This window comes from Vreelandella sedimenti, assembly GCF_013416325.1.
Taxonomy (GTDB): Bacteria; Pseudomonadota; Gammaproteobacteria; order Pseudomonadales; family Halomonadaceae; genus Vreelandella; species Vreelandella sedimenti.
In genome coordinates, this window is record NZ_JACCGK010000012.1 from 58715 (window position 1) to 71341 (window position 12627).

Genomic DNA, 12627 nt, shown 5'->3' on the forward strand with positions numbered 1-12627 from the left:
CGTTTTATGCAACGGGATATGTCAGCCGGAGGCAACACCATGCCATTATGCGGCATAGTGCTCCCTGTCACCAATGACTCCGGCTCCGTGACACCTTAACCTCCCGTTGAAAGAAAGCTCACCACCACACGGCAGTAAGTACCCCTTCAGCGTAGAAGGTTTAAGGCATAAATGTTATTCAGACTCGATATCTGCCTTATCTAAACCAAAAGCTTTGTGTAATGCATTAACAGCAAGTTCCATATGTTTCTCATCAATCACAACCGAGATCTTAATCTCAGAGGTAGAGACCATACGGATATTGATATTCTCGTCAGCTAGAACGCGGAACATTTTAGATGCCACACCCGCATGAGAACGCATACCAACACCGACCAAAGACACTTTAGCAATATTGTCGTCGCCACGCAGCTCACCGCCGCCCAAATCAGGAATCACCGTCTCTTCAAGCAGCTTCTTAGTGGCTTTGTAATCGCCCTTAGCAACTGTAAAGGTGAAGTCGGTATAGTCTCCGGCCGGCGCCACGTTCTGCACGATCATGTCCACTTCGATATTGGCATCGGCAATGGGTCCCAGAATGCGTGATGCCACACCCGGCACATCCGGCGTATTCAGCAGGGTTAATTTTGCTTCATTTTTGGTGAAAGCGATACCGGAGATCAGTGGTTCTTCCATAGCGTCCTCGTCTTGGTCAGCTTCTGCAACAATTAGGGTACCGGGGCCGTCTTCAAAGCTCGACAGCACCCGCAGGGGTACGTTGTACTTTCCGGCAAACTCTACCGCGCGGATCTGCAGCACTTTAGAGCCGAGACTGGCCAGTTCCAGCATCTCTTCCACGGTAATGCTCGTTAAGCGCTGGGCTTTGGAGCAGACGCGGGGGTCAGTGGTGTATACCCCGTCAACATCGGTGTAAATCTGGCACTCATCGGCACCTAATGCGGCGGCGAGGGCTACCCCAGTAGTGTCGGAACCACCGCGACCCAGGGTGGTGATATTGCCGTCTTCATCGACCCCTTGGAAACCGGCTACGACCACTACCTGCCCTGCTTCCAGATCGGCCTTGAGGTCTTCGGTTTCAATGCGCTGGATACGCGCCTTGGTATAGGCACTATCGGTATGGATACCTACCTGGGCGCCTGTGTGCGAAGTGGCTGGCACACCGATTTGCTGAAGCGCCATGGCGAGCAGTGAAATAGTTACCTGCTCGCCGGTCGACAGCAGCATATCCATCTCGCGCGGTGCGGGATCGTCGTTAAGCGCCTGTGCCATGTCCGTCAGGCGGTTGGTTTCGCCGCTCATGGCGGAGACCACGACCACTACCTGATGGCCTTGATCGCGGAAGCCCTTAACCTTTTCTGCTACGGCCTTGATACGCTCGACAGAGCCCACCGAAGTGCCGCCGAACTTCTGTACGTATAGTGCCATATGCCGTTTTTCCTATGCGTTCGGGAATGGAGGGTGAAAGTGTCACAAGTTTTAAATAAATAATAAGGCCGGTGACAATAATGCCACCGGCCCAGAGGTTTAGCTAAGAACGTTTTCCAACCATGCTGGTACGCTCTTCAACGCATCCGGCAGGGCGTCGGGTTGACTACCTCCCGCTTGGGCCATGTCGGGACGACCACCGCCCTTCCCTCCTACCTGGGAGGCAACATGGTTCACCAGCTCACCGGCTTTCACACGGCCGGTCAGATCCTGGGTGACCCCAGCGATCAGACTCACTTTGCCCTCCGCCTGGTCGGCAACGCCGAGGATAATCACTCCAGAGCTTAGCTTGTTCTTAAGCTGGTCAAGGACGCCGCGTAAATCTTTACCTGACACGCCATCCAGCTGCGTCGCCAGCAGCTTCACGCCGTTAACCTCCTGCACTTGGCTGAGCATATCGCTACCCGCTGCACTGGCTAGTTTGGCCTTGAGCTGCTCAAGCTCTTTTTCCAGACTACGGTTGCGCTCAACCAGTGATTCTACCCGCGCTTCGACCTGCTCAGGCTTGGTCTTCAAGCGCTCACCCAAGCGCTCGAGGCGGGCTTCCTGCTCGCGGAAGTGGGCCAGCGCATTTTCGCCGGTAATCGCTTCGATGCGGCGTACGCCAGAAGCAATGCCCACTTCGTTCATCACATGACAGCAGCCAATATCACCGCTGCGTGCCACGTGAGTGCCACCGCACAACTCGATCGAGAAGTCGTCGGCCCCAATGGTCAGCACGCGCACGTTCTCGGCGTATTTGGCTTCAAACAACGCTGCTGCGCCCTTGGCCTTGGCTTGATCCAGGCTCATCTGCTCGATTTTGGTCGGCGCATTAGCCAAAATCTGCTCATTGACCAGCCGCTCGACTTCCGCCAGTTGCTCGGCAGTCATCGGCTCGAAGTGGCTAAAGTCGAAGCGCAGGCGCTCGGCATTCACCAGCGAGCCTTTCTGCTGTACGTGATCACCCAGCACCATGCGCAGCGCTTTATGCAACAGGTGGGTGGCTGAGTGATTGCGAATGGTGGCTGTGCGTAGACTGGCATCCACTTCCCCGCGCACGCTTGCACCAACGCTTAGAGAGCCTTCTACCATCATGCCCTGGTGAAGGTGATGACCGCTCTGCTTTTGGGTGTCCGTCACCTGGAAACGGCCACCGTCGACATACAGGTAGCCGGTATCGCCTACCTGACCGCCCGACTCGCCGTAAAAAGGCGTACGGTCTAGTACTACGACGCCCTTCTGCCCCGCCTCCAGCGCGGCCAATGGGTTGCCTTCGCTGTCGACCAGCGCGGTTACCTTGGCCTGATCTTCCAAGCGGTCGTAGCCGGTGAATGCCGTCTCACCCTCCAATTCGATGGAAGCGCTGTAGTCGGCGCCAAACTGGCTGGCCGCCCGTGCGCGTTCACGCTGGGCCTCTAGTGCTTGTTGAAATCCATCTTCGTCCAGGCTAACGCCGCGTTCACGACAGACGTCGGCGGTAAGGTCGAAGGGAAAACCGTAGGTGTCATAAAGCTTAAACACCGTCTCACCCGGCAGCACCTTGCCATCCAGTTCGGCCAGCGCCGCATTCAAGAGCCCCATACCGTGATCCAGGGTGCGTGCGAACTGCTCTTCTTCTTTCAGCAGTACACGGGCAATTTGATCGCTCGCTTCACGCAGTTCCGGATAGGCATCGCCCATCTCCGCATCCAGCGCCTCCACCAGCTTGTGGAAGAACGGTTCTACCGCGCCCAGCTTATGGCCATGACGAATTGCGCGGCGAATGATCCGACGCAGCACATAGCCGCGTCCTTCGTTGGAAGGCAGCACCCCATCGGCAATCAGGAAAGCACAGGAACGGATATGGTCGGCAATCACGCGCAGTGAGGGCGTAGCAGTATCAGGGTGACCGGTCGCTTTAGCAGCGGCTTGCAGAAGGTTCTGGAACAGGTCGATCTCATAGTTGGAGTGGACGCCCTGCATGACGGCGGCGACACGCTCCAGCCCCATACCGGTATCGATGGAGGGCTTGGGCAGCGGGTTGAGCGTACCCTGGGCATCACGATCAAACTGCATGAATACCAGGTTCCAGATTTCGATATAGCGATCGCCGTCCTCTTCCGGGCTTCCCGGTGGGCCACCCCATACCTCAGGGCCATGATCAAAGAAAATTTCCGAACTGGGACCACAGGGGCCGGTATCGCCCATCTGCCAGAAGTTATCTTCATCCAGCTTGGAGAAGCGTTCAGGGTCGATGCCGATCTCATCTTTCCAGATGCGCTCAGCTTCATCATCGCTGATGTGTACCGTCACCCACAGCTTGTCTTTGGGGAGCCCCAGCGTTTCGGTTAAAAACACCCAGGCAAAGCGAATGGCGTCGCGCTTGAAGTAGTCGCCAAAGCTGAAGTTACCCAGCATTTCAAAGAAGGTGTGGTGGCGTGCGGTATAGCCGACGTTGTCCAAATCATTATGCTTACCGCCCGCGCGAACGCAGCGCTGCGCAGAGGTGGCGCGCACGTAAGGGCGCGGGTCGCGGCCTAGAAACACATCTTTAAACGGCACCATGCCGGCATTGGTAAACAGCAGCGTCGGGTCGTTGCCCGGCACTAAAGAGCTAGTGGGTACAATCGTATGTCCCTGCTCTTCGAAGAAGGTGAGAAAGGCCTGTCTAATCTCTGCGCTTTTCATAGGGTATCCGTAACAAGAAAGCGTGATGTCCCAGGGCGCTGTTGCCGCTACCCTCAGGGGTCGCAAAGCAGCCATTATAGCGCAGTTGTCAAACGACTAAAGCCGCACTTAGTGGCAGAAAGGCAAACAGCCACGTAAACAACTGGATGAGCAAGCGTATTAGAGCGCTACTAAAAATGTAAGAGGGGGTATTGTATAGGCTGGGGAAAACGTATTATAAACAGGAGATCGCGTGGCGAATTTGTTCAAAATCGAAGCCACGACTGGCGAGAAAACGTTCCCGCCTAGCGCGCTCTTTGGGTGTCTCACCGGGGCTATCAAAACGCCGCGCCAGGGTTTCCCGGGCTAGCTCAAACCAGTCGACCTGCTCGCCCTCCTCTACCTCTTCAAACGCGGCATTAAGGGTTTCCTGGTCAACGCCTCGTTGGCGCAGCTCGCCTTTGATACGAATCACGCCTTGGCCACGCAGTATACGCGAGCGGACGAAACTTGCCGCAAAGCGCGCGTCAGACTGTAGTCCTTGTTCAACCAAGGCATCCAAACACTCATCAATAGCGGCAGCGTCGAAGGATTTTTTCTTCAGGCGCTGGGCAAGCTCGGCGCGGGAGTACTCGCGCCGAGCCAGTAAGCCAATGGCGATATCACGGGGCGTAGCATCACGCTGGGAGGTGAATGCCATCAGCTTATCTTAGCCAGTATCGTCTTAAAGCAGATCGTCATCACCCGCATCCAACTCTGCCGCTGCTTCGGTAGGCGCATCATCCTTCTCCTTTTTGGGATCAGGCTTAGCCAGGAGCTGCTCACGAATCTGTGTTTCGATTTCGAGCATAATCTCCGGATGCTCTTCCAGATACAGCGCTGAATTGGCTTTACCTTGACCGATTTTCTTACCTTTATAGCTGTACCAGGCACCGGCTTTGTCGACCAGGTTGCACTGCACCCCCAGATCGATGACTTCACCAGCATGGTAGATACCCTTACCGTACAGAATCTGGAATTCAGCCTGACGGAATGGCGGTGCCACCTTGTTTTTGACAACTTTCACGCGAGTTTCATTACCGGTGACTTCATCACCCACTTTCACCGAGCCGGTGCGACGAATATCCAGACGCACGCTGGCGTAGAACTTAAGCGCGTTACCACCAGTAGTAGTTTCAGGGCTACCAAACATGACGCCGATCTTCATGCGGATCTGGTTGATGAAGATCACCAGGCAATTGGCGTTTTTGATATTACCGGTGATTTTACGCAGTGCCTGAGACATCAAACGCGCCTGCAGGCCAACGTGGGAATCACCCATTTCGCCTTCGATCTCAGCGCGCGGCGTTAGAGCTGCGACCGAGTCGATAACAATCACGTCAACACCGCCGGAGCGTACCAGCATGTCGGTAATTTCCAGTGCCTGCTCGCCGGTATCCGGCTGGGAAACCAGCAGGTCATCCAGGTTAACACCCAGCTTTTCTGCATAGCTGGGGTCAAGGGCGTGCTCGGCATCCACGAAAGCACACACTTTGCCCTGTTTTTGCGCCTGAGCAATCACCGAAAGGGTCAGAGTCGTTTTACCCGACGATTCCGGGCCAAAGATCTCGCACACACGACCAAACGGTAGACCGCCGATGCCGAGGGCGATATCCAGACCCAATGAACCGGTGGAAACCGACGGCATGACGACACGCGGCGCGTCGCCTAGACGCATGACGGTGCCCTTGCCGAACTGACGGTCGATTTGGGTGAGTGCAGCGTTTAGCGCTTTAGTGCGGTTGTCATCCTGAGCCATTCAGAGATTCCTCATAACAAGCTGTATAATTAGCCAGTAGTATGCCAAAGTTTGCGCCGTAAACAAATCCTTGATCACGCTTTCTCTCATCTATTTTATCAACAGCCTTTGTGCATAAGCGTCTTTTTCTTACGGCTGGTTCGTCTTGCTCGCCTTCTCGCGCTCATTCAGGCGCGCCACCAGCCCAACCAAGGCCTGACGCACGGCCTGCTCTCGCACCGACTGACGGTCACCTGGAAAGTGAAAGCATTCGGCCTCCTGAGCAGCAGCATCTCCCCAGGCCAACCAAACCGTACCCACCGGCTTTTCAGCGCTCCCCCCCTCTGGGCCTGCAACGCCGCTAACGGCAACGGCTAAACCTGCGCCACTTTCATTACAGGCACCCAGCACCATGGCTTTGACAACCTCTTTGCTGACAGCACCATGCTCGGCCAGCATGGCCTCAGGCACCCCCAATAAGCGCGTTTTAGCAGCATTCGCATAGGTCACATAGCCAGTCGTAAAGTAAGCAGAGCTACCCGCCACCTCGGTAATGGCGCTGGCAATGCCGCCCCCCGTACATGACTCAGCGGTGGTCACTTCCACATCCAGCTGCTTACACAGCCGCCCCAGCCGCTGAGCTAACAGGGTTAAATCAAGATTTTTCAGGCTCGTTTCGCTGGGCACTATGGTCGCTCCTTCAAGTGAGTCGTCTGTTCAGCGTAGAATACTGCGTTTAGCTTTCTCAACGAATTTATCCAAAGGGCTTGCTCGCAGAACTGACCCAAAAGCTTGCTCGAAGAACTTTCTTAAAGAACTTTCTCAAAGAACTGTTTCAAAGAACTGACTCAACGAACATGCCGTAAGCCGTAATGGCCTACGCTAAGCTTAATCAGGACGCCCATGTCACAGGCTATTCCCGCCAACACACCCATGATCACCCAGTATTTAAAGATCAAGCGCGAGCACCCCGAGGTACTGCTGTTCTACCGCATGGGGGATTTTTATGAACTGTTTTTTGACGACGCCAAGCGCGCCGCCGCCCTGCTGGATATTACCCTCACCCAGCGCGGGCAGTCAGGCGGTAAGCCGATTCCGATGGCGGGCGTCCCCTATCATAGCGCTGAGGGCTATCTGGCCCGCCTCGTCGCTGGCGGCGAGTCGGTCGCTATTTGTGAGCAAATTGGCGACCCCGCGACCAGCAAAGGGCCCGTTGAGCGCCAAGTAGTACGTATCGTCACCCCCGGCACACTCCACGATGAAGCGCTGCTCGATGCCCGTCGCGACAACGTGCTGGTGTCCGTTTCTCCCGGAAAAGAGAGCTGGGGCCTTGCCTGGCTGGAGCTCTCCAGTGGTCGCTTCAACGTACTGGAAGTAGACAGCGAAGCCGAAATGCTCGCCGAGCTGACGCGCCTCTCCCCGGCCGAGCTGCTGGTACCCGAAAGCTTAGCGCTACCCGAGGCCTGGTCGCAGAAACGCAGCCTGCGTCGCCAGGGCGAGTGGCTGTTTGATTTGGAAAGCGCTACCCGCAGCCTCTGCGACCAGTTCGAAGTGCAGGATTTACGCGGCTTTGGCTGCGCTCACTTAACCACTGCACTGATTGCTGCCGGCGTATTGATCGATTATGCCCGGGACACTCAGCGCTCGCGCCTGCCCCACGTGACTGCCATCAGCGTTGAGAACCGCGACGACGCGGTGGTGATCGACGCTGCCAGCCGCCGTAATCTGGAAATTGATATCAACCTGGGCGGCAGCAGCGACAACACCCTGGCCAGCGTGCTGGATACCTGTACCACTGCCATGGGCTCACGGCTACTCAAACGCTGGCTCAATCGTCCGTTACGTCAACGCGAGATTGTCCAGGCCCGTCATGCGGGTGTGGCGCTGCTAAGCCTGGATGCCGCCTATATGCCGCTGCGCGAGACGTTGAGCGCGGTGGGCGACGTTGAGCGCATTCTGGCACGGGTGGCGCTGTATAGCGCCCGCCCGCGCGATTTGGCTCGGCTGCGGGATGCGCTGATAACGCTCCCGGAGCTGGAGCAGCAGCTTAGTGAGGTTGAGAGTGGCAGTGCGCTGGATAACTTGCGCCCACATATTCGCCCCTACCCAGAAATGGCCGACACACTAAGACGCGCGCTGGTCGAGAACCCGCCGGTGGTGATCCGCGATGGCGGGGTGATTGCCGAGGGCTTTGACTCAGAGCTCGATGAGCACCGTGGCATGGCCGAAAACGCGGGCGACTATCTTATTCAGCTCGAGCTTCGCGAGCGCGAGCGTACGGGGCTAGCCAATCTCAAAGTGGGTTACAACCGTGTGCACGGCTACTTTATCGAACTACCGCGTTCACAAGCCCAGCAGGCGCCCGCCGACTATATTCGCCGCCAAACACTTAAAAATGCCGAACGGTTTATTATTCCCGAGCTCAAAGAGTTTGAAGATAAAGCGCTCTCCGCTAAATCTCGCGCGCTGACGCGTGAAAAATGGCTCTACGATCGCCTGCTTGGCGATCTCAACGAAAGCCTTCACGCGCTGCAGAGCACCTCGCAAGCCTTGGCGGAACTGGACGTACTGTGCGCCTTTGCCGAACGCGCCGAGGCGCTGAACTGGGTGCGTCCAACACTCAGTGAAACCACCGGGATTCAAATTGACGCGGGACGACATCCGGTAGTCGAGCAGGTGAGCGAGACACCCTTTGTGCCCAACGACGTGACGCTCAATCCTGACCAGCACATGCTGATTATTACCGGCCCCAATATGGGCGGTAAATCGACCTATATGCGTCAGACCGCGCTAATCGCCCTGCTGGCCCACTGTGGTAGCTTTGTGCCCGCGGATGCCGCTGAGATCGGCCCGCTGGATCGGATCTTTACCCGCATTGGCTCATCGGATGACTTGGCTGGCGGGCGCTCTACCTTTATGGTCGAGATGACTGAAACCGCCAACATTCTTCACAATGCCACCCAGCAAAGCTTGATCCTGATGGATGAAATTGGCCGTGGCACCAGCACTTTCGACGGTCTGTCGCTCGCCTGGGCAAGCGCTGAACACTTGGCAAAAGGACGCGCGCTGACGCTGTTTGCGACCCACTACTTTGAAATGACGGCGCTGCCTGAACATATGGAAGGGGTGGCCAATATTCACCTAACGGCGACCGAGCATGGCGACAGTATTGTGTTTATGCACCGCATCGAAGCGGGCCCGGCCAGCCAAAGCTATGGTTTGCAGGTGGCACAATTGGCGGGTGTGCCCAACCATGTGATTAAACGTGCCCGCGAGAAACTGATAAGTTTGGAGCAGCGCGATGTGGATAACACGGCGCAGGCGCCGCGAACCGCACCACAGCAAAACGATCTGTTCGCCGCTGCACCGCATCCAGTGGTCGAGGCGTTGGAAAACGTCGATATGGATGGTTTAACACCGCGGGAAGCGCTGTCACTGTTGTATCAGTGGCGAGACCTGATCTAATGGTGCTTATAGGAGGGAAAGCCATATGGCGCTTGCCGCCAGGTATGCGCACCTCTAGAATGTCGCTCAAACTTTTAGCTTATAAAAAACGGCTGATTTATAACCATTCACGATTGACCATGGCTGGGAGTCACCCGGCCCTGCAAGAGGGATAGCAAGATGACGTTTGTCGTTACCGAGAACTGCATCCAGTGCAAATACACCGACTGTGTGGAAGTCTGCCCGGTCGACTGTTTTTACGAGGGTCCGAACTTCCTGGTCATTCATCCTGACGAGTGTATCGACTGCGCCCTGTGTGAGCCCGAGTGCCCCGCCGAGGCGATATTCTCCGAGGATGAGTTGCCGGATGGACAGGAGGCCTTTATCGAGATTAACGCTGAGATGGCCGAAGTATGGCCCAATATCGCCGAAAGAAAAGACCCACTGCCGGACGCCGAAGAGTGGGATGGCAAACCAGGTAAGCTCGAAAAACTAGAGCGCTAAACGCTGTGACGGTTTAAAAATCAGCACATAGCTCTTTTTTAAAGGCTCTCTTTAAAAGCTCTTTTTAAACCAGCGCTTGTTGTTAAAAACAGCGCTGTTTTTTTTGTGCTGTCGAAAGTGTATCGTCAAAAATGTGCTGCCAAATTGCGGGCAAAAAAAAGGCGACCCGTAGGCCGCCCGCTCCAAGCACTTCCTCTGACCACTCCCTGGATCAACCTCCTCAGATGACGTCCTTGCCGGGGCTCACCTCACTGTATCACCCGACGCATCTGACCTACATCCCGCTGCATCCTGACTGAAGCGTCCTTGCCTCCCCTTGTCCTGTGCATATTGTGTCAGATCATGGCCACTTCTCAACAAAGCCAAAATGCAAAAAGGCGAGTCGCTGTGACTCGCCTTTTTTAAAAAACTACTTTTTAAACAATAAGTTAAATTTAAATTAGTGGCAAAGTACGCTATTTCTTACCCTAAACCGAGCGATTCTCGTCGGTATTTGTAAGATATCTCTTACAAAATTTTGAGACATCTCTTACAAGCACCTCTAAAAAATCGCTCGATATTGGCATTTTACTGCCCTTTAATGGCTTTCAAACCTGGGTAGGTCACATCACCCAGCTCTGCTTCAATCACCAGCAAGCGGTTGTACTTGGCAACCCGATCTGAGCGGCAAAGTGAGCCCGTTTTGATCTGACCGGCGCAGGTACCCACCGCCAAATCGGCAATGGTGGTATCTTCGGTTTCACCGGAGCGGTGAGAAATAACCGCCGTAAAGCCTGCATCCTGCGCCATCTTAATCGCGTCCAGCGTCTCGGAGAGCGAGCCGATCTGGTTGAACTTGATCAGGATGGAGTTACCGATTTGCTCATCGATACCGCGCTTGAGAATCTTGGTATTGGTCACGAATAGATCATCGCCCACCAGCTGCACTTTATCGCCCAGCTTGTCGGTCAGCGCTTTCCAACCCGCCCAATCTGATTCATCCATGCCGTCTTCGATAGACACAATCGGATAATCGGCACACAGGCCTGCCAGGTAATCAGTAAAGCCTTGGGCGTCGTAGCTTTTGCCTTCACCGGAAAGGTTGTACTGACCGTCTTTGTAAAACTCAGACGAAGCACAATCCAGCGCCAAGGTAACGTCTTTACCCAGGGAGTATCCTGCATCAGCAACGGCCTGTTTAATCACCGCTAGCGCATCAGCGTTAGATGCCAGGTTAGGCGCAAAGCCGCCCTCGTCACCGACGGATGTAGAGAGCCCCTTCGCGGAGAGCACCTTCTTCAGCGCGTGGAAAATTTCCGCGCCCATCCGCAGCCCTTCGCGGAAGTTAGGAGCGCCCACTGGCTGTACCATAAATTCCTGGATATCGACGTTGTTATCCGCGTGCTCGCCGCCGTTGATGATGTTCATCATTGGCACCGGCATGCTGTACTGACCCGGCTGGCCATAAAGTTCAGCAATGTGGGCATATAGCGGTACGCCTTTGGCGTTAGCAGCGGCTTTAGCCGCTGCCAGGGAAACGGCCAAAATCGCGTTCGCGCCCAAGTTCGCTTTATTCTCCGTGCCATCCAGCGCCAGCATGGCATCGTCCAGGCCGCGCTGATCACGCGCATCCATGCCCAGCAGCGCATCACGAATTTTGCCATTAACCGCATCGACTGCTTTCAGCACGCCTTTACCCAGGTAACGCGACTTATCGCCGTCGCGTAGCTCTAACGCTTCCCTGGAACCGGTTGAGGCACCACTAGGGGCACAGGCTTCACCGACAGCGCCACTGGCTAGGCGTACGTGGGCCTGCACGGTCGGGTTACCACGGGAATCCAGCACTTCCAACGCACTGATAGCAACAATTTTGGTCATGGCAGTATCCTTTCCTGTTAGTCAGATAAAATTATTAATATAACGACCTAAGTTAGCGAAACACAGCTTAGCGAATCGTTAGCGGCTCAAAACCTTTAACCAGTGCATCCAACTGGGCAAGCTGAGTCAAGAACGGCTCTAATTGATCCAGCGGCAATGCACAGGGCCCATCGCACTTGGCGTTATCAGGGTCAGGGTGAGCTTCTAAAAACAGCCCGGCAAGGCCGACAGCCACGCCTGCACGCGCTAACTCCGCTACCTGGGCACGGCGCCCATCAGCACTATCGGCACGCCCACCGGGGCGCTGCAGCGCGTGGGTCACATCGAAAAATACCGGATAGCCGGTTTGTTTCATATCACCAAAGCCCAGCATATCAACAATCAGATTGTTGTAACCAAAGCTTGAGCCGCGCTCGCAGAGCATCAGTTGGTCGTTACCCGCTTCCTGGAACTTGCTGAGGATATGACGCATTTCATGGGGCGCCAAAAACTGCGGCTTTTTAATATTGATGACCGCGCCGGTTTTGGCCATGGCGACCACCAAATCGGTTTGGCGAGCCAAAAAGGCCGGCAGTTGAATAATGTCAGCGACTTCAGCGGCTGCTTCTGCCTGCCAAGGCTCGTGAACGTCAGTGATGATCGGCACGTTGTGGCGAGCTTTGATATCGGCCAGTATCTGCAGCCCTTTCTCGAGACCCGGGCCGCGGTAGGAGTGAATCGAACTGCGATTGGCTTTATCAAAGCTGGCCTTGAAAACGTAGGGCATTCCCAGTTTCTGGGTCACCGTGGCGTAGGCTTGAGCGACTTCGTCGGCAAGCTCGGCCGACTCCAACACGTTCATGCCACCTAGCAGCATCAGCGGTAACGAATTGCCGGCGGTTAAGCCGGCAACGTTAATATGACGCTCTTGAGATCGTTCTTGAAAAGCCATG

9 protein-coding genes are annotated in these 12627 nt (G+C 55.5%); 2 read left to right on the top strand and 7 right to left on the bottom strand.

The features are described from left to right. Positions 1–174: 174 nt before the first annotated feature. From HZU72_RS14420 to HZU72_RS14440, 5 genes are all read right to left on the bottom strand, one after another. Positions 175–1425, bottom strand: coding sequence for an aspartate kinase (locus HZU72_RS14420; RefSeq protein ID WP_180093259.1), 1251 nt, complete (start codon positions 1423–1425; stop codon positions 175–177). Positions 1426–1524: 99 nt separating this feature from the next. Continuing rightward, positions 1525–4134 (bottom strand): alanine--tRNA ligase, encoded by a 2610-nt coding sequence (gene alaS, locus HZU72_RS14425; RefSeq protein ID WP_180093261.1) that lies wholly within the window; start codon positions 4132–4134, stop codon positions 1525–1527. Between the two features lie 214 nt (positions 4135–4348). Next, positions 4349–4813 carry a regulatory protein RecX gene (locus tag HZU72_RS14430; protein WP_180093263.1) on the bottom strand — a complete coding sequence of 155 codons (465 nt, stop codon included), beginning with the start codon at positions 4811–4813 and terminating at the stop codon, positions 4349–4351. A 24-nt stretch (positions 4814–4837) separates the two neighbouring features. Further along, positions 4838–5911 carry a recombinase RecA gene (recA, locus tag HZU72_RS14435; RefSeq protein WP_180093266.1) on the bottom strand — a complete coding sequence of 358 codons (1074 nt, stop codon included), beginning with the start codon at positions 5909–5911 and terminating at the stop codon, positions 4838–4840. Between the two features lie 129 nt (positions 5912–6040). Beyond that, entirely contained in the window at positions 6041–6580 is a 540-nt protein-coding gene (locus HZU72_RS14440) for a CinA family protein (RefSeq protein ID WP_180093494.1), read from the bottom strand. A gap of 213 nt (positions 6581–6793) precedes the next feature. On the opposite strand from HZU72_RS14440, the gene mutS reads away from it, so the two are divergent. Both mutS and fdxA read left to right on the top strand, forming a co-directional pair. Continuing rightward, positions 6794–9355 (top strand): DNA mismatch repair protein MutS, encoded by a 2562-nt coding sequence (gene mutS / locus HZU72_RS14445; RefSeq protein ID WP_180093268.1) that lies wholly within the window; start codon positions 6794–6796, stop codon positions 9353–9355. Positions 9356–9514: 159 nt separating this feature from the next. Next, complete coding sequence (gene fdxA / locus HZU72_RS14450; RefSeq protein WP_007111508.1) at positions 9515–9838, top strand: ferredoxin FdxA; 324 nt, start codon at positions 9515–9517, stop codon at positions 9836–9838. A 567-nt stretch (positions 9839–10405) separates the two neighbouring features. On the opposite strand, the gene eno is transcribed toward fdxA, so the two are convergent. Both eno and kdsA read right to left on the bottom strand, forming a co-directional pair. Beyond that, positions 10406–11695 carry a phosphopyruvate hydratase gene (eno, locus tag HZU72_RS14455; RefSeq protein WP_180093270.1) on the bottom strand — a complete coding sequence of 430 codons (1290 nt, stop codon included), beginning with the start codon at positions 11693–11695 and terminating at the stop codon, positions 10406–10408. Between the two features lie 67 nt (positions 11696–11762). Continuing rightward, positions 11763–12626, bottom strand: coding sequence for a 3-deoxy-8-phosphooctulonate synthase (kdsA, locus tag HZU72_RS14460; RefSeq protein WP_180093272.1), 864 nt, complete (start codon positions 12624–12626; stop codon positions 11763–11765). Position 12627: the final 1 nt, after the last annotated feature.

Excerpts from the sequence above, each read along its gene's own strand:
- HZU72_RS14420 (WP_180093259.1), bottom strand. The coding sequence starts at position 1,425 with ATGGCACTATACGTACAGAAGTTCGGCGGCACTTCGGTGGGCTCTGTC.
- alaS (WP_180093261.1), bottom strand. The coding sequence starts at position 4,134 with ATGAAAAGCGCAGAGATTAGACAGGCCTTTCTCACCTTCTTCGAAGAG.
- HZU72_RS14430 (WP_180093263.1), bottom strand. The coding sequence starts at position 4,813 with ATGGCATTCACCTCCCAGCGTGATGCTACGCCCCGTGATATCGCCATT.
- recA (WP_180093266.1), bottom strand. The coding sequence starts at position 5,911 with ATGGCTCAGGATGACAACCGCACTAAAGCGCTAAACGCTGCACTCACC.
- mutS (WP_180093268.1), top strand. The coding sequence starts at position 6,794 with ATGTCACAGGCTATTCCCGCCAACACACCCATGATCACCCAGTATTTA.
- fdxA (WP_007111508.1), top strand. The coding sequence starts at position 9,515 with ATGACGTTTGTCGTTACCGAGAACTGCATCCAGTGCAAATACACCGAC.
- eno (WP_180093270.1), bottom strand. The coding sequence starts at position 11,695 with ATGACCAAAATTGTTGCTATCAGTGCGTTGGAAGTGCTGGATTCCCGT.
- kdsA (WP_180093272.1), bottom strand. The coding sequence starts at position 12,626 with ATGGCTTTTCAAGAACGATCTCAAGAGCGTCATATTAACGTTGCCGGC.